This is a genomic window from Exiguobacterium sp. 17-1 (genome assembly GCF_023096305.1).
In the GTDB taxonomy this organism is placed as follows: domain Bacteria; phylum Bacillota; class Bacilli; order Exiguobacteriales; family Exiguobacteriaceae; genus Exiguobacterium_A; species Exiguobacterium_A sibiricum_A.
Genome location: NZ_JALIGJ010000006.1, coordinates 15,780 through 40,787 on the forward strand (window position 1 = coordinate 15,780; position 25,008 = coordinate 40,787).

20 protein-coding genes are annotated in these 25,008 nt (G+C 48.4%); 16 read left to right on the forward strand and 4 right to left on the reverse strand.

What is annotated here, in order from left to right; translation table 11 throughout:
* The first annotated feature begins 20 nt into the window (after nucleotides 1–20).
* The 5 genes from MUN34_RS14020 to ligA all read left to right on the forward strand — a co-directional run bounded on the left by MUN34_RS14020 (nucleotide 21) and on the right by ligA (nucleotide 6,684).
* A complete protein-coding gene (locus tag MUN34_RS14020; RefSeq protein ID WP_247858125.1) occupies nucleotides 21–1,400 on the forward strand; it encodes a TrkH family potassium uptake protein in 1,380 nt (459 codons plus the stop codon).
* A gap of 12 nt (nucleotides 1,401–1,412) precedes the next feature.
* On the forward strand, nucleotides 1,413–1,637 hold the full coding sequence (locus MUN34_RS14025; protein WP_026829299.1) for a hypothetical protein: 225 nt from the start codon (nucleotides 1,413–1,415) through the stop codon (nucleotides 1,635–1,637).
* 84 nt (nucleotides 1,638–1,721) lie between these two features.
* The gene (gene pcrB / locus MUN34_RS14030) at nucleotides 1,722–2,405 is read left to right on the forward strand and encodes a heptaprenylglyceryl phosphate synthase (RefSeq protein WP_247858126.1); all 684 of its coding nucleotides are present in this window, start codon (nucleotides 1,722–1,724) and stop codon (nucleotides 2,403–2,405) included.
* A gap of 44 nt (nucleotides 2,406–2,449) precedes the next feature.
* Nucleotides 2,450–4,675 carry a DNA helicase PcrA gene (gene pcrA, locus MUN34_RS14035; RefSeq protein ID WP_247858127.1) on the forward strand — a complete coding sequence of 742 codons (2,226 nt, stop codon included), beginning with the start codon at nucleotides 2,450–2,452 and terminating at the stop codon, nucleotides 4,673–4,675.
* Nucleotides 4,676–4,689: 14 nt separating this feature from the next.
* Entirely contained in the window at nucleotides 4,690–6,684 is a 1,995-nt protein-coding gene (gene ligA, locus MUN34_RS14040; RefSeq protein ID WP_026829295.1) for an NAD-dependent DNA ligase LigA, read from the forward strand.
* An 89-nt stretch (nucleotides 6,685–6,773) separates the two neighbouring features.
* Here ligA and MUN34_RS14045 read toward each other — a convergent pair whose 3' ends face one another.
* Nucleotides 6,774–7,346 carry a class D sortase gene (locus MUN34_RS14045; RefSeq protein WP_247858128.1) on the reverse strand — a complete coding sequence of 191 codons (573 nt, stop codon included), beginning with the start codon at nucleotides 7,344–7,346 and terminating at the stop codon, nucleotides 6,774–6,776.
* A 134-nt stretch (nucleotides 7,347–7,480) separates the two neighbouring features.
* Between MUN34_RS14045 and MUN34_RS14050 the strand changes: the two genes are divergently transcribed.
* From MUN34_RS14050 to MUN34_RS14060, 3 genes are all read left to right on the forward strand, one after another.
* A complete protein-coding gene (locus MUN34_RS14050) occupies nucleotides 7,481–8,659 on the forward strand; it encodes a CamS family sex pheromone protein (RefSeq protein ID WP_026829293.1) in 1,179 nt (392 codons plus the stop codon).
* A gap of 218 nt (nucleotides 8,660–8,877) precedes the next feature.
* Nucleotides 8,878–9,732 carry a MurR/RpiR family transcriptional regulator gene (locus MUN34_RS14055; protein ID WP_026829292.1) on the forward strand — a complete coding sequence of 285 codons (855 nt, stop codon included), beginning with the start codon at nucleotides 8,878–8,880 and terminating at the stop codon, nucleotides 9,730–9,732.
* Nucleotides 9,733–9,744: 12 nt separating this feature from the next.
* Nucleotides 9,745–10,920: an amidohydrolase gene (locus MUN34_RS14060; protein WP_247858129.1), complete on the forward strand. Its 1,176-nt coding sequence runs from the start codon at nucleotides 9,745–9,747 to the stop codon at nucleotides 10,918–10,920.
* 61 nt (nucleotides 10,921–10,981) lie between these two features.
* On the opposite strand, the gene MUN34_RS14065 is transcribed toward MUN34_RS14060, so the two are convergent.
* The gene (locus MUN34_RS14065) at nucleotides 10,982–11,173 is read right to left on the reverse strand and encodes a YwbE family protein (RefSeq protein WP_012369376.1); all 192 of its coding nucleotides are present in this window, start codon (nucleotides 11,171–11,173) and stop codon (nucleotides 10,982–10,984) included.
* A gap of 192 nt (nucleotides 11,174–11,365) precedes the next feature.
* Here MUN34_RS14065 and MUN34_RS15985 point away from each other — a divergent pair, with 192 nt between their 5' ends.
* The 3 genes from MUN34_RS15985 to glsA all read left to right on the forward strand — a co-directional run bounded on the left by MUN34_RS15985 (nucleotide 11,366) and on the right by glsA (nucleotide 15,892).
* Complete coding sequence (locus tag MUN34_RS15985) at nucleotides 11,366–12,232, forward strand: DnaJ C-terminal domain-containing protein (RefSeq protein ID WP_026829290.1); 867 nt, start codon at nucleotides 11,366–11,368, stop codon at nucleotides 12,230–12,232.
* A 7-nt stretch (nucleotides 12,233–12,239) separates the two neighbouring features.
* Entirely contained in the window at nucleotides 12,240–14,813 is a 2,574-nt protein-coding gene (gene clpB, locus MUN34_RS14075; protein ID WP_026829289.1) for an ATP-dependent chaperone ClpB, read from the forward strand.
* A gap of 146 nt (nucleotides 14,814–14,959) precedes the next feature.
* The gene (gene glsA, locus MUN34_RS14080; RefSeq protein ID WP_012369379.1) at nucleotides 14,960–15,892 is read left to right on the forward strand and encodes a glutaminase A; all 933 of its coding nucleotides are present in this window, start codon (nucleotides 14,960–14,962) and stop codon (nucleotides 15,890–15,892) included.
* On the opposite strand, the gene MUN34_RS14085 is transcribed toward glsA, so the two are convergent.
* Nucleotides 15,889–16,671 carry a CHAD domain-containing protein gene (locus MUN34_RS14085; RefSeq protein WP_026829288.1) on the reverse strand — a complete coding sequence of 261 codons (783 nt, stop codon included), beginning with the start codon at nucleotides 16,669–16,671 and terminating at the stop codon, nucleotides 15,889–15,891. The genes glsA and MUN34_RS14085 overlap by 4 nt on opposite strands.
* A 96-nt stretch (nucleotides 16,672–16,767) precedes the next feature.
* Between MUN34_RS14085 and MUN34_RS14090 the strand changes: the two genes are divergently transcribed.
* From MUN34_RS14090 to MUN34_RS14110, 5 genes are all read left to right on the forward strand, one after another.
* The gene (locus MUN34_RS14090; RefSeq protein ID WP_026829287.1) at nucleotides 16,768–18,123 is read left to right on the forward strand and encodes an MATE family efflux transporter; all 1,356 of its coding nucleotides are present in this window, start codon (nucleotides 16,768–16,770) and stop codon (nucleotides 18,121–18,123) included.
* Nucleotides 18,120–20,678 carry a bifunctional lysylphosphatidylglycerol flippase/synthetase MprF gene (gene mprF, locus MUN34_RS14095; protein WP_247858130.1) on the forward strand — a complete coding sequence of 853 codons (2,559 nt, stop codon included), beginning with the start codon at nucleotides 18,120–18,122 and terminating at the stop codon, nucleotides 20,676–20,678. The genes MUN34_RS14090 and mprF overlap by 4 nt, the downstream gene beginning before the upstream one ends.
* A 148-nt stretch (nucleotides 20,679–20,826) precedes the next feature.
* On the forward strand, nucleotides 20,827–21,972 hold the full coding sequence (gene nagA, locus MUN34_RS14100) for an N-acetylglucosamine-6-phosphate deacetylase (protein ID WP_247858131.1): 1,146 nt from the start codon (nucleotides 20,827–20,829) through the stop codon (nucleotides 21,970–21,972).
* Between the two features lie 6 nt (nucleotides 21,973–21,978).
* The gene (gene nagB, locus MUN34_RS14105; RefSeq protein ID WP_026829284.1) at nucleotides 21,979–22,737 is read left to right on the forward strand and encodes a glucosamine-6-phosphate deaminase; all 759 of its coding nucleotides are present in this window, start codon (nucleotides 21,979–21,981) and stop codon (nucleotides 22,735–22,737) included.
* Between the two features lie 212 nt (nucleotides 22,738–22,949).
* Entirely contained in the window at nucleotides 22,950–24,047 is a 1,098-nt protein-coding gene (locus MUN34_RS14110; protein ID WP_034770050.1) for an LCP family protein, read from the forward strand.
* 123 nt (nucleotides 24,048–24,170) lie between these two features.
* On the opposite strand, the gene phnF is transcribed toward MUN34_RS14110, so the two are convergent.
* A complete protein-coding gene (gene phnF, locus MUN34_RS14115) occupies nucleotides 24,171–24,905 on the reverse strand; it encodes a phosphonate metabolism transcriptional regulator PhnF (protein ID WP_026829282.1) in 735 nt (244 codons plus the stop codon).
* Nucleotides 24,906–25,008 lie beyond the last annotated feature (103 nt).

Consider the following 25,008-nt stretch of genomic DNA (forward strand, 5'->3'; position numbering starts at 1 on the left):
GTGAAGGAGGACGAAGCCGGATGGATTTAGCGTATCAACAAAGACTGCAACACTTCATTCGAAAACTGACGCCGATCCAGTCACTCGTCATTATTTATTTTATTGCCGTCATCATCGGTGTCATTTTACTCGGGTTGCCCTGGTCGACACAGGGGAATTACAACTGGGATTTCACGGATCTTGTCTTCATGGCGGTCAGTTGCGTCAGCGTGACCGGATTGACGACCGTCTCCGTCTCGGACACATTCACGACGTTCGGTTACTTTATGATCATGATTCTCGTGCAGGTCAGCGGAATCGGCTTGATGTCTCTGCATATCGCGATGTGGGTCATCCTCGGCAAGCGGATCGGCTTTCGGGAGCGGCAACTGGTTGTCCGTGACCAAAACCAGACGACGATGCAAGGGGTCGTCAAGTACATTCGGGAAGTCATCATCATCATCCTGTCGATTGAAATCATCGGTGCGTTGATTTTAGGGTTGTACTACACGAAATATTTTCCGACGCTGGGTGAAGCGATGTTGCAAGGATTGTTTGGTTCGGTCAGTGCGACGACCAATGCCGGGTTCGACATTACCGGAGAATCCCTCCTGCCGTTTCGGGGAGATTTATTTGTCGTCTTTATGCAGATTTTACTGTTGACGCTTGGTGCGATTGGTTTTCCGGTTTTGGTTGAAGTCCGGCGGTACATCTCTTACCGCGCGACCCGTCAAGCGACCCGTCAACCGTACCACTTTTCATTATTCACTAAATTAACGGCGTCGACCTTTTTCATCTTGGTTTTGTTCGGAACGGTCAGCCTGTTGCTGTTTGAGTGGAATCAATCGTTTAAAGGATTACCGATTAATGAAAAAATGGTCGATGCCTTGTTCCAATCGGTGACGACCCGAAATGGCGGACTGACAACGGTCGATATTACGTCGTTTTCCCAAGCATCAATTTTTGTCTTATCGATTTTGATGTTCATCGGAGCCTCGCCGTCCTCGGTCGGAGGAGGCATCCGGACGACGACATTTGCCGTCGCCGTACTCAGTGTCATCGCCTTTATTCGCGGCGAGTACGGCATCAAGATTTTCGGACGTGAGATCGGACAGTCGGATATTTGGAAAGCGTTTGTCGTCATCGTCGTTTCGACCGGTGTGACGATGATTGGATTGATTGTCTTATTGATCTTTGAAGATGCTCCATTCCTCGTCCTGTTTTTTGAAGCCTGTTCCGCGTTTGGAACAACCGGATTGTCACTTGGAATTACGAGTGAATTATCCGATGTCGGCAAGTGGACCTTGTCCGTCTTGATGTTCATCGGACGAATCGGTGTCATTTCCTTTGTGCTGCTGCTCAAAGCCAACCAGCCGAAACGGAATTATAATTATCCAAAAGAATCGGTTATCATCGGTTAAGGAGGTTGCGTCATGCAACGTGCATTTTGGATCAACTTTGGTTATATCTTCATGGTTCCGGCTTTGCCGTTTCTGGCCATCGTCAACGGGCGGGCGCTCTGTTCGCCGGACTCCCCGTTACTGGACGTGCCGGTGCTTGGTTTTTTCTTGGCTGAACCATGGGCGTTTGCCGTCCTCTATGCCTTCCTCGCCCTTGGACTTGCCGCGTTGTTGACGAAACGCCAAGTCCGGACTTGAAAGGTCTGTCCCATCTCGCTCTGCGCGGGATGGGTTTTTGTTTTATACTGGACACAGCGAATCAAAAGAGAGGGTGGAACCAACATGTTGTTACCGTATAATGAATGGCGTCATGTCTTTAAGCTCGATCCGGCAAAGGAGATTGAAGAAGACGCCCTCCAAGCGATTGCCACGTCAGGAACCGACGCCATCATCGTCGGAGGAACCGATGACATCACGCTCGATGCGACACTTGATTTACTGATGCGATTGCGTCGTTATCCGGTGGCCGTTGCCCTGGAAGTATCAGAGCTCGAAGCGGCGACGATGGGGTTCGATACGTATTTGACACCAAGCGTCCTCAACAGCGGAACGCTTGAGCACGTCATTGAAAAACAAGTCGAGGCGCTCGAGGAAGTGGGTCATATGTTGGCGCACGCCGATCTTGTCGGGGAAGGGTATATCGTACTGAATCCTGATGCCAAGGTCGCCCGTGTCACGCAAGCCAAGCCATTGGCGGACGACACGGTCATTGCCTACGCGCAACTCGCAGACAGCGTGTTCCGGATGCCGGTCGTTTATCTGGAATACAGCGGGATCTACGGTGATCCGAAGCTGGTCGCCTCGGTCAAACGAGTGCTGAAGCAAGGTCGTTTGTTTTACGGCGGCGGCATCGACTCGGTCGAGCGGGCGAAAGAAATGCTGGAACATGCCGATACGATCATCGTCGGCAACATCATCTATGAGAATTTGGAAGCAGCACTTGCGACAGTCACGGCAACACGATAAAATATAAGAACAAAAGTTCGGAATATAGAAATGAGGCTATTTAGATGTTTAATTTAAGTGAACAGCTTGTCAGCGGTCTGAATCCGGAGCAAGCAAAAGCGGTCAAACATACGGACGGACCCCTGCTGATCATGGCGGGAGCAGGATCAGGAAAAACACGTGTTTTGACGCATCGCGTCGCCTATTTGATGGCTGCGAAACAAGTCGCCCCATGGAACATCTTGGCGATTACGTTTACGAACAAAGCGGCACGCGAGATGCGTGACCGGATTTCCCGGCTCGTCGGCGGTGTCGCCAATGACATCTGGGTGTCGACCTTCCACTCGATGTGTGTCCGGATGTTACGTCGGGATATCGAAAAAATCGGCTACAACCGGAACTTCACGATTCTCGATTCAAGCGACCAGCAGTCGGCGCTTAAACTTGTGTTAAAAGAACAAAATCTTGATCCGAAGAAATGGGATCCCCGGTCGATGTTGTCGATCATCTCGAGTCAAAAAAACGAATTGCGGAGCGCGGAGTTTTACGCCTCGATCGTCACGAACCCGTACGAAAAAACCGTTGCTGAAATCTACAAAGGATACGAAGCCGTCTTGCGCCGCAATAACGCGCTGGATTTTGACGACTTGATCGGGAAGACGACCGAGTTGTTCAAACAAAATCCGGACGTTCTGGCGTTTTACCAACGCAAGTTCCAATACATCCATGTCGATGAGTACCAAGATACGAACAAAGCCCAATATGATCTTGTCAATCTGCTCGCAGCGGCGCACCAAAACTTATGTGTCGTCGGGGACTCGGATCAGTCGATTTACCGTTGGCGCGGAGCCGACATTGCCAATATCCTGTCGTTTGAGGAAGACTATCCGACAGCGAAAGTCATCCTGCTTGAACAAAACTACCGGTCTTCAAAACGGATTCTGGACGCAGCGAACCACGTCATTCAGAACAACAGCACCCGTAAAGATAAAAAACTCTGGACGGAAAACGCGGAAGGCGAAAAACTGGTGGTCCATACAGCAGAAAATGAACGGGAAGAAGCGTTCTATATCGTTCAGGAAATCCGCAATGCCTTACGTTACGGAATGAAATTAAACGATGTCGCGATTCTGTACCGGACCAATGCCCAGTCGCGGGCGATTGAGGAAACGTTACTCAAATCCAATGTTCCGTACAAGATGATTGGCGGCACGAAGTTCTACGACCGGAAGGAAATCAAGGATGTTTTGGCTTATCTGCGTCTGATTTCGAATCCGAACGAAGATTTATCGTTTGCCCGAATCGTCAATGAACCGAAGCGCGGAATCGGCGCGACAACGATTGATAAATTGCGTGATTTTGCCGACTTGCAGGGAGTTTCCCTAATGGAAGCGATTCGCGATATCGAATTGTCGAGCATTGCGCCGAAAACGGCAGCCAAACTGACGGATTTCCGGACGATGATTCTTGGTCTGCAACAGATGCAAGAGTTCATCAGCCTGTCCGAATTGGTGGAAGAAGTGCTTGAGAAGAGCGGCTACCGTCAAGTCTTAAAAGAAGACAAGACACTCGAAGCACAAAGCCGTCTTGAGAACATCAACGAGTTCATCACGGTTGCGCAAAATTTTGAAAAAGAGACCGAAAAAGCAGATCCGGAAGAACAAACGATTATCGCGTTCTTAACGGATTTGACGCTGGTCGCCGATGTCGATTCTCTGGATGAAAGTGATCCGGGTGAACAAGTGACGTTGATGACGTTACACTCGGCCAAAGGTCTCGAGTTCCCAATCGTCTTCCTGATCGGAATGGAAGAAGGCTTGTTCCCGCACAGCCGTTCGTTGCAGGATGAAGACGAAATGGAAGAAGAACGTCGCCTCGCCTACGTCGGCATTACGCGGGCCGAAAAACGATTGTATCTTTCGCACGCGCGGATGCGTTCGCTGTATGGCCGGACCAATGCCAATCTCGAATCCCGTTTTCTTGCTGAATTACCGGAGGAAGTACTGGAACGGACCGGTAAAAAACCGAAACCATTGCCATGGGAAGATCGTCCGGTACCGCAAGGAAAAGCCGTCATCGGCCGATCAGTCACGAAACCGACTGCAATGAAGACGTCAGGAGCAGAGTCACTCGGGTGGAACGTCGGTGACAAAGCAGAACACGGAAAATGGGGCCGGGGAACCGTCGTGCAGACACGCGGGGCAGGAGACAGCTTAGAAATCGATATCGCCTTCCCGGAAGTTGGTGTCAAACGGTTACTTGCGAAATTCGCACCAATCAAAAAGGTATGAGTGGAGGCGTCAAGATGATAGAACAGGCACGAATCGAGGAATTACGCCAAAAGTTGAACCAATACAGTTATGAATATTACGTGCAGGATCAGCCGACTGTTCCGGACAGCACCTATGATCAATTGTTACGGGAACTGACGGAACTTGAAACGGCACATCCGGAACTGATCACGGCAGATTCACCGACGCAACGCGTCGGTGCTGCGCCGCTCGATGCCTTTGAGAAGGTGACCCATGATTTACCAATGTTATCGCTCGGCAACGTCTTTGATGAGACGGAAATTCGGGAGTGGGTCGCCCGCATCGAACGTTCACTCGGACGTTCGACGACATATGTTGCAGAGTTGAAGTTTGACGGACTCGCGATTTCCCTGAAGTACGAAGACGGACAACTTGTCCGTGGTGCGACACGAGGGGACGGAACGGTCGGCGAGAACATCACACAAAACCTGCGGACGATCAAAGCCTTGCCGCTCCGCCTGCGTCAAAATCAGACGGTCGAGGTCCGGGGTGAAGCCTATATGCCGAAACAATCGTTTGAACGCTTGAATGCAGACCGGGCAGAACGTGAGGAAGCCTTGTTTGCCAATCCGCGTAATGCGGCAGCCGGAAGTTTGCGGCAGCTCGATTCTTCGATTACCGCATCCCGTAATCTGTCGCTTTTCGTCTATGGTGTCGGTGTCAATACACTGAGTGCCCGTTCGCATAGCGAAGCGATGTTGCAGCTAGCTGAACTCGGATTACCGACGAACAAGGAGATGCAGACGTGTGAGACGGTCGAAGAAATTTTAGCCTACATTGCCCACTGGACGCTGGAACGTTCCAATTTACCGTACGAAATCGACGGCATCGTTCTGAAAGTTGATCGGTATGACGATCAGGAAGAACTTGGTTTCACGGCGAAAAGTCCTCGCTTTGCGACGGCGTATAAATTTGCCGCAGAAGAAGTCATGACGACGGTCGAAGAAGTCGATTTCAGTGTCGGAAGGACAGGGAAAGTCACGCCACGTGCACGGTTCGCTCCGGTCGTCGTCGCCGGCTCGACGGTTAGTTATGCAACACTCCACAATGCCGATTTCATCACGGAAAAAGACATTCGACTGCACGATCAAGTCATCATCAAAAAAGCCGGGGACGTCATCCCGGCAGTCGTCAGCGTCGTCGTTTCCGAACGGACGGGCGACGAACAGCCGATTGCATTCCCGGCCCATTGTCCGGCCTGCCAATCCGAACTCGTTCGGTTAGAAGGCGAAGCGGATATTCGGTGTGTCAGTCCGGAATGTCCGGCCCAACTTGTGGAAGGCATCATTCACTTCGTATCGCGTCAAGCGATGAACATCGACGGTCTCGGTGAAAAAGTGGTGCGTCAATTGTATGAACATGAAGCCATCCGGACGCTCGCCGATTTATACCGTCTCGACCGGGATGAGTTGTTGACGTATGAACGGATGGGTGAAACGTCGGTCGATAATCTTCTCACCGCAATTGAAGCTTCGAAGCAGAATTCCTTGGAACGACTGGTGTTTGGCCTCGGAATTCGATTGGTCGGTCAAAAAGCGGCTTACCTGCTCGCAGAGCGCTTTGATTCACTGGACGGGATCGCACAGGCGGAGTATGAAGAAATTTTAGCGATTGATGGGATTGGCAGTAAAATTGCCGATTCCGTCACGAAATATTTTGAACATCCGGAAGCACAAGACCTGATCAAGGACTTGGCAGCACTCGGATTGAACCAACAGTTTCTCGGACAACGGGTCGATCAATCGAATGCACCGCTCGCTGGGAAGACGATTGTGTTGACCGGAACACTGGAGACGTTAAAACGTTCAGAAGCCGGGAAACGGCTCGAGTTGCTTGGTGCGGACGTGACCGGCAGCGTCAGTAAAAAGACGGATATTTTGGTGGCCGGAGAAAAAGCCGGTTCGAAGTTAACGAAAGCCGAGTCGCTCGGAATCGAGATTTGGAATGAAACACAATTGCTTGAAGAGTTGGCGAAATACGAAGGATAACAGAACATCCGTCAAACGGATGATGGGAATACAAACAGGGAAGACGCCGTGGATCATGCGTCTTCCCTGTTTGCTGTTGAAATGGTGTGTTACAACGATTCGGTTTTGATTAACACACCTTGTTTGATTAACCGGTTGGTTGCCGTTTCCGGCGGATCACACGTAATCAGTGTAATGGTTGCTTGTTTCACGTCCTGGTGCAAGACGGACAAATCCGTTGGTTTAACGAGTTGTGAGGTCTTCATTTGATAGGTATACCGATGACTTTTTGTTGTCACGATGACATGTGCACCCGTTTTCAACTCGGGCAGACGGTTGAAATGGAGTCCTTTCGTGAAACTGCGGTGTCCCGCTAAGGCGTAATTCCCTTTACCGGGCGCACCGGTTCCTTTCAGGTGACCGATGCTTTTGTCGAGAACGGTCGTCGAAGCCCCTTCTAAGATGACTTGTTCAAAATCAAGTGACGGAATCGTCAGTAAGCCGCTACCGTTCGTTGCGACCGGTTTCTTCGTTTCTTTGGCATCGACCGCCTTTAAATTTTGTGTCCATTGCTGTTTTAGTTCGTCAGCGGCCTGTTGTTTTTGATGATTGGTATACATCGGCCAAAGAATGAGCAGGATGCCGGCAATCAAAAGAAGAAGACCAAGAAGTCGTCGTTTCATAAAAAAATCCTTTCATCTGCTGAAAAGCAGGATATACTTTTTTGAAAATCAGGGAAAAACTACACCTTCCCCGATGGAAAACTATTCTGTTATGATAGAGAGAACGATTTTGAAAACATGGGGTGCGAAAACAGATGAAATCTAAAAAAATAGTCGCGTTGACGTTGACGAGTACATTATTCCTCGGCGCGTGTTCGTTTGATTTATCACAAAAAAGCGATACAAAAGAAGTCATTACAGAGAGTGAACAAGGAAAAGAAGTCCAGGCTGTCGTCAGTCCGGCGATTGATACGACCGATTCCTATTACCGGACCGTCTTACCGTTCCGGCCGAGTGTCGCCCGCGGGATGACACAAAAACGAGTCAGTTCACGCCTGGAGCTGGATGAAATCGAGACCGGATTGATGCGTCACTCCACTCAATTTTTTGCTCCGGATAAATACTATTATCAAGAAGGACAACTGCTCGAGGCCGATCAAATTGCCCAGTGGTTGTTACGAAAAGGAAAAGCCGGGGATGGCGTCAGTGATCCGAACGGCTTGAACCCTGCTTATACGACCGGAAAGTCTTACAAAGAAAAAAACCAAAAGTCTCCTTTGATTCTATCGCACATTTTGGAACAGGACTACATGTTGGAAGAAGATAAAAAACTCGAACTCGGTGGGACATCCGTCGCTTTAGTCTTAAACAGCGAATATGTTTTCCAGGATGAAAACTACGGTCCGACCTATACCGTGAAACTCGACGAGAAAAAAGTCATCGCAGAAGGAAAACGGATGGCAAATGAATTGGTCAAGAAAATGCGGAAAACGGACGGTATCAAAACGACACCGATCCACGTCGCCTTGTATTTACAGGAAAGTGAAGGGTCACCGGTTTCCGGACATTATGTATCTTCCGCCTTTATCGGGCGCGGCAATCAGATCAGTTCGAACGACTGGAAGAACTATGATGAAAAATATTATTACTACCCATCGGGTGCCGCAACGAACGATGTCCGTGATGATGCCGCGAAGTTTGATTTGTTCAAGGACCGCCTCGAAGACTATTTCCCGAACTACACCGGTATGATGGGAGAAGGCTTTTATCAGGAAGGTGAACTGAAGAAGTTGGAAATCAAGATTCCGGTTCAGTTTTACGGAAAAGCAGAACTCGTAGCGTTCATTCAATACGTGACCTACTTGCTCGAAAATCGTTGGGAATACAATCGGAATGTCCCGACAACGATTACCGTCACGAACTTGAACGGCGATACGGAAGCGATGTTATTCATCGAGCCGGATACGAAAAAACCGATTGTCAAAATCCGTTGATTTCATTTGAACAGACAGACTCCTTGCGCAAGCAGGAGTCTTTTTTGTTGAGTTTAACCAGACTTTTAAGCACAACAAAACAACGATTTACTATTGTCAGATTTCTTTAGATTTACGAAAGCCGTCTTGAAAGCGCATAATAGAAAAGAAGCATCATGCGAATCAGCAGAGACACGCTGGATTCGCCTGTTTTAATCCATGGTAAGGGAGCGGGTCGCATGAAAGGTGGTATTTTTTCACAGATTAACGCTGTCCACGAAGAGTTGCCTTCTTCTTCGCGGAAAGTCGCTGATTTTGTTTTAGCGCATATGAATGAAATCGCGGGGATGACGATTCATCATTTAGCCGAGGAATCGGGAACAAGTGCCGCAGCTGTCGTCCGTTTTTGCAGGGCACTCGGTTTAAAAGGATATCCAGAACTCCGGATGCGGATTTCAGCGGATACGGCACGAACAGATTTAAAGGGGTATCATGATATTGAAAAAAATGAACGGCCTGCTGACTTAGTGGAAAAAACGGTCAGCAACAGCATTCAAGCCTTACAAGATACGGCGAAACAATTGAGTGAAGACCGGATTGCCGAAGCGACGGATATATTGGATCAGGCACGGGCGATTTACTTTTACGGGATTGGTGCATCGAACGTCGTCGCACTGGATGCCGCCCAAAAATGGACACGTGTCGGGAAACTGACGATTCAGGAATCGGATCAACATCTCGTCGCGACGATTCTTGCGAATGCCAGCCCGGATGATGTCTTTTTTGCGATTTCCTACAGCGGGGAAACCGAGGAAGTCGTCGAGTTGATCCGGCTCGCCAAGATTCGCGGGCTGAAGGTCATCAGTTTGACGCGGTTCGGGGATAATCGTGTCAGTCAACTGGCGGATATCGCCTTATGGACGTCACGGGCTCCGGAAGCGCCGTTACGCAGTGCGGCCTTGAGTTCGCGTCTCGCCCAGTTGTTTGCGATTGATGTATTGTTTTTATCCTATGCCGCCGTCCATTATGACGATACGATTGAACGGCTGCAGTATACACGGGAAAGTGTCAAGATGTTGCACAGTAAAAAATAGGGGGCGTACATAATGAAACAGACGGTGGAAGAGATGGTGGAGCAGTTATTTCCAGTGATGGTCGACCGGCGCCGGTATTTACATCAACATCCGGAGTTATCGTTTCATGAAGTCGATACCCCGCAATTCATTGCGGACCGGTTGACGGAGCTTAGAATTGAAGTCCGGACCGGTGTCGGCGGACGCGGTGTGGTCGGAACGATTCGCGGAGGGAAACCGGGAAAAACGGTCGCACTGCGGGCAGATTTTGATGCATTGCCGATTCAGGATGAAAAAACCGTGGATTACCGGTCGACCGTACCCGGTGTCATGCATGCATGCGGGCATGACGGACATACAGCGACGCTGCTTGCAGTCGCAGAAATTCTTGTCCGCCAAAAGGAACAGTTGGCAGGAAATGTCGTCTTGATTCATCAACACGCGGAAGAAGTCGTTCCGGGCGGGGCACGGGACATGGTTGCCGACGGATGCCTCGACGGTGTCGACGTCATTTTCGGAACCCATTTGTGGTCGACGACGAAACTTGGAACGATTGGTTATCGGGTTGGTCCTGTCATGGCAGCGGCCGATAAGTTCGAGCTGACACTGTTCGGGCGCGGAGGACATGGCGCGAAGCCACACGAAACGATTGATGCCGTCGTACTCGGGGCGACCATTGTCAAAGAATTACAAAGTATTGTCAGCCGGCGTCTCGATCCGCTTCAGCAAGCGGTCTTGACCATTGGTACACTCCATGCCGGGAATACGTTTAATGTCATTGCCGACAGTGCGGAACTGACCGGGACGATCCGGACGTTTGATCCAGCAGTCGCCGAACAAATCGTCCGGGAAATGGAACGGACGATTAAAGGGGTGTGTGACGCGGCGGGAGCGACCTATTCGTTTACGTACGAAAGAGGGTATCCGGCGGTCGTCAACCATCCGGAAGAAACGAACCTTTTGCGGACTGTTGCGTCTGACATCATGGGTGCGGAGCACGTCTTTGAAATTGCTCCGACGATGGGCGGTGAAGACTTCGCGTATTATTTGCAACAAGTGCCTGGTACCTTTTTCTTTACGGGCGCAGGAGACGAAACCTTTTATCCCCATCATCATCCGAAGTTTGATTTTGAAGAACAGGCGATGCAGCATGCGGCCCGGATCTTAATCGAAGTGACCTTACGTTACCTCGAACATTCCGGTAATTGACGAAAAGACACCCGTACTCCGGCAGATGACCGGAAAGCGGGTGTCTTTTTCATGTGCTCTCTTATAAGATTTCCTGAACCCGACCGACTTGCCCGTCTTCGAGACGGACTTTGATACCGTGCGGGTGATTCGGTGACTTGGTTAACAGATCCTTGACGATACCTTCCGTCCGTTTTCCTGTCCGCTGGTCTTGTTTTAATACGATACTGACGTGTTGCCCGATTTTGACGTCGGCGCGTTTTTTACCATCCATGTCTTGATCGCTCCTTTTTCATAATGCTAGTTGTCAGTATATCATGGTTTCCTGGAACGAAACTTGTTTGAGGAAAATGCGTAAAGTGAAAAGAACAAAAGAATCGTCAAAAAAAGTTTGACTATATTTGACCAATTGACTGACCAATTCTATAATTAAGATACAGAATAAAAAGTTAAGGGAGTGATCGGAGTGGCGAAAGACTATTATCGAACGCTTGGTGTCGAGAAGACAGCATCGAACCAGGAAATCAAACGGGCATACCGGAAGCTTGCGAAACAATACCATCCGGACGTCAATCAGGAAGCGAGTGCGGATCAGCGTTTCAAAGATATTCAGGAAGCGTTTGATGTCCTCGGGGATGAAGAAAAACGAGCGCAGTATGATCAATATGGAAGTAACTATGAACGGATGGCTGGAGCAGGGTATGGACAGTCAGCCGACTACGACGATCTTTTCCGCCAATTCAACGGACGTCAATCCCGATCGACCGGATCGGCAGGACAATCGTTTGGATTTGAAGATATGTTCGGTTCGTTTTTTAGTCAAGAACCGGAAGAAACGGACGAAGAACTCGAATTGACGGTTCCGTTAAGTCATCTGAGTCAAAATGATAAAGTGACGATCCGATTAGCGACAGGTGCCATCCAAATGAGTTTGCCAAAAGATTTGTATGACGGAAAAAAAGTCCGGTTACGCGGGAAAAGTTCGAAACGTAACCGTAAAGGAATCGCGGGAGATGTGTATGTGACGATTCATCTGAAGGATGATGAGCAGTTCCGCCGTCAGGAAACCGATGTCATCTCGACCGTCCGTGTTTATCCGACGGTATTTGTTCTCGGGGGCGAAGTCGTGGCGGATACGTTGGAAGGAAAACGTGTCAAATTGAAAATCAAGCCCGGCACAAAACCCGGGTCCCGTCTCCGTATCCCGAATCGGGGACTTAGTAACCGGGAAGGACATCGCGGTGCCCTGTTGGTACAACTGGAAGTCAAACTGCCGGAAATGGAACCAGCATTTTATGAAGAATGGGAAAATCGTTTATCTGTGAAGGAGTGACGGAAAAATGGATTTCGAAAAATTAACGGACCGGGCACATGAAGCCATCGTATCGGCACAAGCCATTGCCAAACAACGTCGACACAGTGAGATTACAGAGTGGCACTTGTTGCTGGCTCTGCTTTCACAAGAAGAGGGGATTGCACGGATTGTTTTTGAGAAGCTCGACCAACGGATTGATCAGCTGGAGACAGGAGTCAATGAAGCACTCGGACGGTTACCGGCGCTTGCTCAATCCTCGACGCCGCGCATCAGCAACTCCTTGTTGCAGGTCTTGACGGAAGCGGAAACCGAAGCCCGTTTGATGCAGGACGATTACGTATCTGTCGAGCATTTGCTGTTAGGTCTTGTGAAACAGTCGAGTCCGGCGACACAATATTTACGGAGTCAAGGTGTGACGGAACAGGTCTTGCGAGAAGCAATCATTGAAATGCGCGGTAATCGGAAGGTGACGACGAAAAATCCGGAAGCGACCTTTGATGTCCTGAAGAAATACGGGCGGGATCTCGTCGCGGATTTCCGGTCCGGTAAAACGGATCCGGTCATCGGACGGGATGACGAGATTCGCCGGGTCATCCGGATTCTCAGCCGGAAAACGAAAAATAACCCGGTCTTAATCGGCGAACCGGGAGTCGGGAAAACGGCAATCGTCGAAGGCCTGGCCCAACGGATTGTCCGGGGTGATGTACCGGAGAGTCTGAAAAACAAACAGTTGTTTAGCCTCGATATGAGTACGCTTGTCGCGGGTGCCAAATACCGTGGTGAATTCGAAGAACGTCTTCAGGCGGTCTTAAATGAAGTTAAGGAAGCGGAAGGACAGATTCTGTTGTTCATCGACGAATTGCACACGATTGTCGGTGCCGGGAAGACCGAAGGCGCGATGGATGCCGGAAACATGCTGAAACCGATGCTTGCCCGCGGCGAGCTGCACTGTATCGGTGCGACGACTTTAGATGAATACCGGAAGTACATCGAAAAAGATCCTGCACTTGAACGCCGCTTCCAACAAGTGCTGGTCGCGGAACCGGATGTCGAAGATACGATTTCGATTTTACGTGGGCTGAAAGAACGGTTTGAAATCCATCATGGTGTCCGGATTCATGATAATGCCCTGGTTGCGGCAGCCATCCTGTCAGACCGGTACATCACGGACCGTTTCATGCCCGATAAAGCCATTGATTTAGTGGATGAAGCGTGTGCGATGATTCGGACCGACATGGAATCGATGCCGGCGGAACTGGATTCGTTAGTCCGACGTGTCATGCAACTTGAAATTGAAGAAGCAGCACTGAAAAAAGAAACCGATGAAGCATCCCGGAAACGACTCGAGACTCTGCAACAGGAACTCAGTTCTGTCCGGGAAGACGAAAGTGCGCTCCGGACACGATGGGAACGCGAGAAAGACAGTTCCCAAAACGTTCAGCAGTTGCGGGCAGATCTTGAAAAAGCAAAACTCGCTCTTCAGGAAGCAGAAGGACGATATGATTTGAATACAGCGTCTGAAATCAAATACGGACAGATTCCGGCACTTGAAAATCAGTTGAAAGTGGCGGAAGAATCAGCGGAACACGTCTCGCATGAACTCGTCCGGGAAGCTGTGACAGACGAAGAAATTTCCGATATCGTGTCGAAGTGGACGGGAATTCCCGTCAGCCGTCTCGCACAAGGGGAACGCGAAAAGTTACTGTATTTAGAAGATACGTTGCATGAACGTGTTTTTGGTCAGGATGAAGCAGTCCGGCTGGTTTCGGATGCTGTCATCCGCGCACGGGCGGGAATCAAAGATCCGAATCGTCCAATCGGTTCGTTCCTGTTCCTTGGACCGACAGGGGTCGGGAAAACGGAGCTTGCGAAAGCTCTCGCAGCAGCCATGTTTGACAGTGAGGAACACATCGTTCGGATCGATATGTCCGAATACATGGAGAAACACAATGTTTCCCGCCTGGTCGGAGCACCTCCCGGTTATGTCGGTTATGAAGAAGGCGGTCAATTGACGGAAGCCGTCCGCCGGAGTCCGTATTCGGTGTTGTTGTTTGACGAAATCGAAAAAGCACATGGTGACGTCTTTAATATTTTACTTCAAGTATTGGACGATGGCCGTTTGACTGATGCTCAAGGACGAATGGTCGATTTCAAGAACACAATTGTCATCATGACATCTAACATCGGATCGAATATTTTGCTCGAAGCGGCAAAAGACGGGGAGATTGATGCGGCAGAAGAAGAAGCGGTCCGTCAAGAGCTGAAAAAGTATTTCCGGCCAGAATTCCTGAACCGGATTGATGACACGATCCTCTTCCATCCTCTCCACCGGGCGGAAATCGAACGGATCATCGACAAAGCAGTCAGCAAGATGGCAGATCGTCTGTCCGGTCGTGAAATTACAATCGATGTAACAGAAGCGGCAAAAACGTTAATTTTCAACGAGGCGTTTGAACCACAATACGGTGCACGTCCAATCAACCGGTACATCCAGCGGACGATTGAAACGAAACTGGCACGGGCTCTGATTAGTGGCTCCATCCAGGATGGTTCGCATGTCGCGATTGATACAGACGGTACAGAATTGGTTATCCGCTAAAGTATAGTTCAAAAGGTCGTCTCATCCTCTGACTGTCAGAGGAGAGACGACCTTTTTCATGAGAGGGAAAACTAAAAAGAACAACGGCATATCTCGTGACGAAAAAGCATGATAAGCTAATGAAAACGACAGGAAGAGGGACTACGATGAACGTAACGCAACAACAACTAGAAGAGTTGATCGCTGAATGTCGCCCCTATACCGTACTTGGACAGGTGGCGAGTTATATACCAGAACTGGCAAAATCGGAACCGACCCAGCTTGGAATCGCTGTTTGTAATGCAGACGGCAGTTTTGTATCAGCGGGAGATGCCGAAACGATGTTCACCTTACAAAGTGTTTCAAAAATCATCACGTTAGCCTTTGTCCTCGAGACATTTGGTGAAGATTACGTGTTCTCGAAGGTCGGTATGGAACCGACGGGAGACGCATTCAACTCGATTGCGAAGCTTGAAGAGACGATTCCGACGAAACCCCTTAATCCGATGATCAATGCCGGTGCACTCGCGGTGACGAGCATGTTACCGGGGGAAGACGCCGCCGATAAGCTGAACCGGTTACGCCAATTCATTGCCGATCTGCTGGACATCGAACTTGATATGGTCAAATACGACGCAGAGGTCGCTAAATCCGAATTCGAGACGACTGACTTAAATCGGGCTCTGCTGTACTTCATGCGGTATCATGGAGTCATCGAAGGAAACGTGGAAGAAATCATCGATGTCTATACGAAGCAGTGTGCGATTTTGACCAATTGTAAAGGACTCGCAATGATGGGGAAAATCTTAAGTCAGTCCGGAAAAACACCATCCGGGAATCAAGTCATCTCCCGCCGGAATGCACGGATCATCCGGGCGATCATGACGACATGCGGCATGTACGATGCGTCCGGAGAATTTTCAGTCCAGGTCGGGTTACCCGGAAAAAGCGGGGTATCAGGTGCCATCGTTGCCTGTGGTCGAAGTGACTTCGACATGGCGGACCTTGGAATCGGCATCTTCGGACCGGCACTTGACTTGAAAGGGAATTCGATTGCCGGAACGAAGATGTTAGAGTTGCTCGTCCAGCGTCATCCTTAATCAAACGTCATTTGATCAAGCAGTTTCGAAAGCTTTTTCTCAAGCCGGGTGATTTCTTTTTGTTGTTGCGCAAGCTGATCGTCAGGAACGCTGAAGATGCGCCAACGTTCGAGGCGATTATACGTATCATTGATATCACCTAATTGGGTTTGAATCCGTTTTAACCGGTCGACGGACGATTTCGGAAAATCGGTATAAGGACGTAAATACTCGACCGTATAGCGGTAGAACTTCGTTGCAAGCCGTAACTCATGCATCATCTGAATCCGCTTGTTCCCTTCCTTATGCTGAACTTTTTCATAGTGAAGTTTCTTTTTATCAAATCGTTTTTCAGCTGTCTGAAGAAGATCTTTTTCATCAATCCGTTTTAATTGTTTTGTTAACCGGCCGGCTAAAAATCGACGGACGGAGCGGTCCAGTTCATCAGAAATCAACAGATGCATCGTTTCCAGTAATGTGGCCCGTTTGCCTTGCAGTTGTAAGGCAAGATGTTCCGCGAATAACTGTTCAATGGGAGAAGTAACAGCTTGTTGACTGAGTTGGACATCAAGATCCCGTACTTGACCGAACGCAGCCATCAATCGTTTCCAAATGAGATAAATCGGTTCCTCCGTTTGATCCACCAACTTCGCGAATGTGATTAATTTACGTAAACGGATCCGCGCTTGGTGGACGTCTTCAGGATTTTTAAAGGTTTGAGCTTCCCCGGCATAATGATTAAATGTCGACCAGGTCTCGAGTAATTCAAAAGTTAAATTTTCCGCATCACGATGATTCAAATGAATCCCTCCTTAAATAATTTACGTAGAACAAAGTGCGAAACTGAATGCTTTAATAAAAATAGGGCGCAGGTTGCCCTGGAATGTGGTGGAACAATGTTAGAGACAACTACGCTATCGGGAAAGATTCAACAGTTCATGAAGATTTTCTTTCCGATTCTGGTCACACAGGTAGCGTTTTACTTAATTAGTTTTTTTGATACGGTCATGGCCGGACGATACGGGTCGGCTGATTTAGCGGGCGTCGGCGTCGGAGCCAGTCTGTGGGCACCTGTTTATACAGGATTGACGGGTATTTTATTAGCCGTGGCGCCACTTGTGTCCCAAGCAATGGGAGCAAGAAAAGAGCGGGAAGTGAAGCGAATCGTGATACAGGCATTGTATGTGTCCGTCGTCATTATCGTTTTGACGATTCTGCTTGGACTAGTGCTCGTTAATCCGATTTTGAACCAAATGGAATTATCGGATCAGGCACGCCATGTTGCCCGCATCTATCTTGTCATGTTAGGTTTTGGTATCATTCCGATGTTCGTTTTCTTCGTCCTGCGTACCTTAATTGATTCGTTAGGCAAATCGAACATCACAATGACGTTATTATTATTCTCTTTACCCATTAATGTTGCTTTCAACTATCTGTTTATCTTCGGAAAGTTTGGTTTCCCGGAACTGGGGGGCATCGGAGCAGGAGTGGCGACAGCCATCACATACTGGATTTTATGTATTGCAGTTATTGGTGTCGTCTTAAAAGGTGAACTGTTTCAACGGCTCGGGATTCTCCGTCGTTTTTATAAACCGGATGTAAAAAGAATCAAGGAATTGGTCTTGCTCGGTGCGCCAATCGGCTTAGCGATCTTTTCGGAAGTCAGTATCTTTTCAGCCGTGACTTTGCTGCTTGGCGCCTACGGCGATGTCGTCATTGGAGCTTATCAGGCAGCGATCAACTTTGCCTCGTTCGTCTACATGATTCCGCTCTCGGCCGCATCAGCCCTGACGATTACGGTCGGGTTCGAGATGGGAGCCAAGCGGGTCAAGGATGCTGTTCAATACGTATGGATTGGCCTGTTGCTGTGCCTGGTTGTCTCCCTTTTCTCAGGTGGATTGCTGTACATTCAAAATGAACGGATTGCGGCACTTTACAGCAATGATCCGGCAGTCATCAAAATGGCGGCTCATTTCATGATTTTAGCGATTTTCTTTCAGTTATCCGATGCGGTCGCAGCGCCGACGCAAGGAGCGCTCCGTGGATTTAAAGATGTCAACGTCACGTTTATTTTGACGATTACCGCGTACTGGGTCATCGGACTGCCACTCGGATTTTATTTTGAGCGGTTTACGGAACTTGGACCGGACGGGTATTGGTGGGGATTGATCATCGGACTTGCCGTTGGAGCCAGTCTTCTCCTGCTCCGCCTGATGCATCTTGTCAGAAAATCAAAGGAGGTCGTGAAATGAGATTCAATAAACAACGTGTGTTGACAATGGCGAAAATCATTTTGCCGATTATCTTGATTGCGTTCATTTTTTATCAAGGACAAAACGAATTAAGAAGTCTATCGTTAAAAGAATCGATTCGGGCGATTCAGCAAATTCCGTCCTGGAAGTTCATTTTATTGATTGTGTCGGGACTTGCAGCGGTCGCGACGATGTTTTTTTACGATTTCTTTTTATTGCGTTCGCTTCAAGTGAAGGTTCCGATCGGGCTGATTTTCCGGGCATCTTGGATTGCCAACTCGTTTAACGGGATCATCGGTTTTGGAGGACTTGCCGGAATGGGCGTCAGAACAGCCCTCTATCGACCGTTCGTCGAAGGAACCCGGTTATTGAAAGCCATCGGTTGGATGGCTCCGACACTGATCAGCGGATTATCGATTTTATCGGCATTATCCTTATTAAACGTTTTTCCGGCGTTTGAAGTGTTGGATTTAAAGAAATGGTTATGGCCGGTCATCATCGGTGTTGCCTTTTTCTTCCCGGTCTATCTGTTGTTTACTTTCCGACGGGGGAGCAGCAGTATCCGTCCGTCATCCATTGCCCTCTATTCGCTTGTCTCACTGGCGGAATGGTTCAGTGCGGGAGTCGTCGTCTATTTCATTTTGGCGGCACTCGGAACGGATGTCAGTTTTTCTAAAGTCATCGGCGTCTTCATCATCGCCGCAACTGCCGGATTGATTTCGATGGTGCCGGGTGGATTCGGTTCGTTCGACTTGGTTTTTTTGATTGGCATGCAGCGCGCCGGTGTCGAAGAAGGTATCGTCCTTACTGGATTGCTGATTTATCGTCTGGTGTATTATTTGATTCCATTCGTGATCGGCGTCATTTTCTCGGCGCGTGAGTTCAGTGGTCCGGTCGTCAAGATGATTGAGGATAAACCGATTGTCGGTCCGTCTGTTGAGGTCGGTGGTGTCATTTGGCGGCTTCAGTTACGCTTTTTAAGTAAAGTACGACATTTTACGTTAGCCTTGATTACGTTACTCGCAGGCATCGCGATTTGGGGGTTGGCGATTTTACCGCCTAACTCGACGCAGTATGAATATTTGGAAGCCCGTCTGCCGCATGAATTGTTGCTGCTTGCGAACAGTTTCTTTTTGATGGCCGGCTTGTTGTATGTACTGCTTGCCCCGTCTCTGTACCGACGGACGAAACGTTCGCTGTATATGATTTATGGTGTTTCGGCTTTTGCTTTGATTGGGATGGCGTTGCGTGGATTTAACTTGATCTCCTTATCCGTCGTTCTGATTGTCTTGGTGTTGGTCACAATGTCAAGAAATGCCTTTCATCGTGAACGGACGCTGATTACGACGACTCGACTGATCCGGGCAGCTTTTGCCGGTTTTTTATACATCGGCGGATTCATCTTCTTCGGATATGCCTTTTATACACTCGGTTCGGCTGACGGAACAAAGGTTTATCCTGCGCATGAGATCTTCATGTTTGCTGCGAGTGCCTCGATTTTTGCACTTGTCTACACACTCGTCTTCATTCGTTTATTCAATACGTTTAATCAGCCGGTCTTGGGTGAAAAGTTAGATTTGCAAAAAGTTAAGGATGTCTTGACGGAAGAAGGGGGAAATTATTTAAGTCACCTGGCTTTTCTCGGCGATAAACGCTTTTTCTTCTCTGAGTCCGGACGTTCATTTATTCAGTTCAGTCAGACCGGAAACCGGATTATGATGCTTGGTGATCCGAGCGGAAATCCGGAAGAACATTCCCAGTTGATCGCCTGTTTTTTACGGCGTGTCGAGGATTTGGGTTATATCCCGAATATCTATCAGATTCAGGCACAGAACATGTCGTTGTATCATGATTTTGGCTTTAACTTCTTTAAACTCGGGGAAGAAGCAATCGTCGACATGACGACCTTTACCGTTTCCGGGAAAAAACGGGCCGGATTACGTTCCATTAAAAATCGTTTTGAACGGGAAGGCATGACATTTGAAGTCGTATCACCTCCGTTCAGTGAAGCGTTGCTGAACCAATTACGTGACGTCTCGGATGAATGGTTAGGAGGGAAATCCGAAAAAGGATTTTCATTGGGCTATTTCAACGAGTCTTATTTGAATCAAGCCCCGATTGGTATCATGCGTGATGCCAATCGGCAGATGCTTGGCTTCATGACATTCATGCCGGCGTATCAGGAAGGTGTTCTCTCGATTGATTTGATGCGTTTTCGTCCGGATGGTCCGAACGGGATTATGGATGCCATGTTTATCCGCTTGTTTGACTATGCGACTGAGCAGGGCTACCATACCTTTAATATGGGAATGGCTCCGCTCTCATCCGTTGGTGAGGACGAAACATCATTTTGGCAGGAACGTGTAGCTGCCGATGTATTCAACAACATCCGCTACATGTACAGCTTTACCGGGTTGAGACGCTATAAGGAAAAATATGATCCGAAGTGGGAAGGACGTTACCTCGCATACCGTAAACGTCAATCGTTAACGATTGCGATTTTAAAAGCGACACGTCTGATTTCAAAGAAAAAAGACCGGATTTTATTGCCGTAAATAAAGAAGATTCTGGACTAGACTCCGGAATCTTCTTTTTCATAGTTGATTAAATGTATAAAGGTCTATACAACTAGAATCAACAACGGTATACTAATGGTGAAGATATATCACTTGTCGGAATCAAAAAGAGAAAGGAAGAAACAAGATGCCAAGCATGATTCATGCAGAAATTTATACGGGACAAACCGTCATTCAAGATGGATTCATCCGCTTTGAAGAGACCATCCAAGAAATCGGAAAGATGTCAGATTACACACCACGCGACGAAGTCGTCGTCAATCTTGAAGGGAAACGACTGATTCCAGGAATGATTGATGTTCATATCCACGGTGGATATGATGTCGACACGATGGATGCGGATGCGGAAGCAATGCACCGGTTGAGTAAAGCGATGCTTGCGGAAGGCGTCACGTCTTTTTTTGCGACGACGATCACACAAGACTGGGATCAGATTACGCAGGCATTGAAAGTCACGCGAGATGTCATCGATTCCCGGCAGACGACGATTGAAGGCATTCATCTAGAAGGACCATTCATCAATCCGGACTATGCCGGAGCCCAACCGTTGGAATACATCGTCGAACCGGATGCGGATCAATTTTTAAAATGGCAACAAGCATCCGGAAATCAGATCAAACTGGTCACGTACGCTCCGGAACGGTCGGGTGCCCGTGATTTTGAAGCGGCTGTTCGAGAGACGGGCGCGATTCCATCTGCCGGACATACCGATGCGACATTTGACCAAAATCATTTAGGCAATGTCACCCACGGGACACATCTCTATAATCAAATGCGTGCCTTGCATCACCGGGAACCCGGCACCGTCGGATATTGCCTCCTCGAACGATCGGTATACGCGGAAATCATTCCGGACGGGATTCACAGTTCGAAAGAGATGGTCGAATTTGCTTACCGGATGAAAGGACCAGACCGTTTGACGGTCATCACTGATGCCATGCGAGCGAAGGGATTGTCGGACGGAGAATATGAACTCGGCGGACAGACGGTGCACGTCAAGGATGGAGCTGCGCGTCTTGCCAGCGGGAACTTGGCAGGCAGTGTCCTGACGATGGATCAGGCATTACGCAATATCATCACCTTTACCGGCTGTTCACTCGAACAAGCAGTACAGATGACTTCAATCAACCAGGCAGAAGAATTTGGCTTAACACATAAAGGACGACTCGAGCGGGGCAAGGATGCTGATTTTGTCGTATTGACGGCAGACTTGAAAGTTGAACAAACCGTTCACCGCGGGGAAGTGCACCGATTTACAAACGGAAAGGGGTAACAACTGATGAAATGGATGATTGTAGAAAAAGCAGAAGAATTGGCAAATGTCTCTTACCAACTGCTCAAACAGGAGATTGTAAGACACCCGGAAGGATTGACGATCGGACTTGCGACCGGCAGCTCTCCGCTCGGTGTATATGAAGAATGGCGCAAGGATCAAGTCGATTGCCGGCATGTGACGACCGTCAATTTGGACGAATACGTCGGACTCAGTCCGGATCATGCGCACAGTTATCATACGTTCATGCAGGAGCATTTGTTTGATGCGGTCGACTTCAAAGAATCGTATGTACCGATTGGAAATACAGTTGATCCAAGTCAAGAGAGTGAACGGTATGAACAGCTTGTCCGGAAGTTAGGCATCGATATTCAGTTGCTCGGCATCGGTTCGAATGGTCATATCGCGTTTAATGAACCCGGCACACCTTTTGATGCCAAAACCCACGTCACCCAACTGACCGAGTCGACCCGGATTGCCAACCAACGATTTTTTGACCGGTTGGAGGATGTGCCGACAGAAGCTATTACGATGGGGATTGGAACGATCATGGAAGCGAAGAAGATTCTGTTAGTGGCTTCAAGCGAGCGAAAAGCGGAGGCGATTCGCGATATGATGGAAGGTCCGGCGACGACTGCATGCCCGGCAACGATTTTACAACGGCATGCTGATGTGATGGTTGTCCTGGACGAAGAAGCCGCAAGCTTGTTATCGGACGAAGCGAAACGAACAGGCCGAGCTGCCTATACGAACTTCATGAAATGAAACAACAACTCGTCTTTGATGAGACCGGACTGCTTTAGACCGGTCTTCTCAAGAGGCGAGTTTTGTATTTAATTTTGGTTTAGCTGTTTCATCGCAAAAACAGTGAAATCACATCTTCTTAATCGAATCGTAAATTGACATTTTAATAAAAGTCGGGATAATGGAGAATAGTGAACTTTACAGAAAATTTACATGAAAATGAGGGCTTACAGATGCAGACGAGATCAGCAAGAAAGAGGCAACCGAGTGCTGGCAAGATGTTCATCAAAGTGATCGCTGCCTTGTTATTACTTTTGACCGTTATCGGTTCCGGTTATGCGGGAGCGGTTTTCATAAAGACGCAGGAAACTCTGGCGAGAACACAAATCAACATTCCGGGTTCGAAAGTCAGTTCGAAATATGATGATGTTCCGTCCGAATCTTTTTTGATTCTAGGAACGGATGAGACAAAAGCTAGTAAAGAACGCAAGGAACCGGCACGATCGGATGTCATGATTGTCGGTGTCTTGAATAAGAAGACCGAGCAATTGGTACTGACTAGTATTCCACGGGATTCACTCGTCAATATTGATTATTCTAAATATGATGTGCCGTACGGAAAAACGGGTGTCGAGCAGGATAAAATCACCCATGCGCATTATTTTGGTTCGATGGATAAATCGAGTTCATACAACGGCATTAAACTGGCACGTGAGACGACTGAAAATCTGCTTGGCATTGAAATCAACCATGTCGTTAAAGTTAACTTCCAAGGATTCGTTCAGTTGATCGATGCGCTTGATGGAGTTGATATCGATGTGCGTTATGCGTTCAAAGAACAGGATTCAGCGCGTAAAGCAGGAACGATCACCGTTCCGAAAGGTCTGCAGCATTTGACTGGGGAACAGGCACTCGCTTACGTCCGAAATCGCCATGATGATCCACTCGGAGATATTGGCCGAGGACAAAAGCAGATGCAAGTCATTCAAGCTGTTGCGAAAGAAGCGGCAAGTTTCCGTTCGCTCGGTGCGTATCGCGACATCTTAGACGCTGTAGGCGACAATGTCGAGACGAATTTAGGTCCAAACGATTATCTCCGTTTAGCTGATTTTACGACAGCTCTACGTAATACGACGGAATACCAGCTCGCAGGTGAAGGATACATTGGAATCAGCGGGAAATGGGAATACCATCTTGATCCGAATCAACTTGATCGTGTCAAAGCCAACTTGACCAAGGCGATGCAAGGACAAGAAGTATCACCAATGAAAGAAGAGACAAGCACACCGTCGGAAACGGATTCGACGACAGTCGAGCAGCCGGTTCAATAACCGTTTAAGACGGATGATCCTAAAAAAAGCACATGTTTCAGATACTTTCTTGAAAAGTATCTCGAAACATGTGCTTTTTGATTCGAAAACAGGAGAGGGCTCTCTCCTGTTTTCAAATCAGACTCAGCGTTGCCGTTCCATTTCGACTGTGAATGTGTACCGATCGCCACGATAAGCGGAGATGACGTATTCAAACGGTTGATCGGTGGCAAGGAAAGTCAGTTGCTCGACGGACAAAACAGGTGAACTGACCGACAGACCGAGATGTTGCGCTTCTTCTTTTGTCGCGAGACGTGATTCGAAAGTTTGACTGGCACGACCAAGATTCAGTCCACTGGCCTCTGCAAAGGCATAAAGTGACGTGATGGCAACGTCCTGGTTCAAACCGGGTAACAACTGTTCAGGGATATAGACGGTTTCGAGCGCAAGCGGTTGTTCGTTTGCGATGCGTAAACGTTTTAATTCATAAATTTTGGCACCTTCCCGGATACCGAGTTTATTCGCAATCGTCATTTCAGCAGCAATCGTTTGGTAGGACAACAATTCACTTGCCGGTTCCAATCCAAGATGTTCCATCTCTTCAGAAAAACTGGTCAAACCAGACAGTTGCATGACGATTTTTTTATTGGCAACGAATGTGCCGCGTCCTTTTTGACGAATCAGATAACCGGCGTTGACGAGGTTCGAGATGGCTTGACGGACAGTCATCCGGCTGATTTGATGGGCCTCGGCGAATTCGCGTTCCGAGGGAATTAAATCGCCGGGTTGTAACAGACCATCCTCGATTTGTTGTTTTAGGGCAGCTTCAATTTGGTAGTAGATTGGAAGTGGTGAATTTTTATTGATGTGCTGAATCACGGCATTTCGTCCCTTCGCGGTCGATAGTCTTTCATCTAGTGTACTAGGAAATGAAGATGTCGACAAACGATTGTAAGTGATTTGTGTCATAATAGAAGCAAAT

Coding starts and splice junctions, on each gene's coding strand:
- MUN34_RS14020 (WP_247858125.1), top strand. CDS start 21: ATGGATTTAGCGTATCAACAAAGACTGCAACACTTCATTCGAAAACTG.
- MUN34_RS14025 (WP_026829299.1), top strand. CDS start 1,413: ATGCAACGTGCATTTTGGATCAACTTTGGTTATATCTTCATGGTTCCG.
- pcrB (WP_247858126.1), top strand. CDS start 1,722: ATGTTGTTACCGTATAATGAATGGCGTCATGTCTTTAAGCTCGATCCG.
- pcrA (WP_247858127.1), top strand. CDS start 2,450: ATGTTTAATTTAAGTGAACAGCTTGTCAGCGGTCTGAATCCGGAGCAA.
- ligA (WP_026829295.1), top strand. CDS start 4,690: ATGATAGAACAGGCACGAATCGAGGAATTACGCCAAAAGTTGAACCAA.
- MUN34_RS14045 (WP_247858128.1), bottom strand. CDS start 7,346: ATGAAACGACGACTTCTTGGTCTTCTTCTTTTGATTGCCGGCATCCTG.
- MUN34_RS14050 (WP_026829293.1), top strand. CDS start 7,481: ATGAAATCTAAAAAAATAGTCGCGTTGACGTTGACGAGTACATTATTC.
- MUN34_RS14055 (WP_026829292.1), top strand. CDS start 8,878: ATGAAAGGTGGTATTTTTTCACAGATTAACGCTGTCCACGAAGAGTTG.
- MUN34_RS14060 (WP_247858129.1), top strand. CDS start 9,745: ATGAAACAGACGGTGGAAGAGATGGTGGAGCAGTTATTTCCAGTGATG.
- MUN34_RS14065 (WP_012369376.1), bottom strand. CDS start 11,173: ATGGATGGTAAAAAACGCGCCGACGTCAAAATCGGGCAACACGTCAGT.
- clpB (WP_026829289.1), top strand. CDS start 12,240: ATGGATTTCGAAAAATTAACGGACCGGGCACATGAAGCCATCGTATCG.
- glsA (WP_012369379.1), top strand. CDS start 14,960: ATGAACGTAACGCAACAACAACTAGAAGAGTTGATCGCTGAATGTCGC.
- MUN34_RS14090 (WP_026829287.1), top strand. CDS start 16,768: ATGTTAGAGACAACTACGCTATCGGGAAAGATTCAACAGTTCATGAAG.
- mprF (WP_247858130.1), top strand. CDS start 18,120: ATGAGATTCAATAAACAACGTGTGTTGACAATGGCGAAAATCATTTTG.
- nagA (WP_247858131.1), top strand. CDS start 20,827: ATGCCAAGCATGATTCATGCAGAAATTTATACGGGACAAACCGTCATT.
- nagB (WP_026829284.1), top strand. CDS start 21,979: ATGAAATGGATGATTGTAGAAAAAGCAGAAGAATTGGCAAATGTCTCT.
- MUN34_RS14110 (WP_034770050.1), top strand. CDS start 22,950: ATGCAGACGAGATCAGCAAGAAAGAGGCAACCGAGTGCTGGCAAGATG.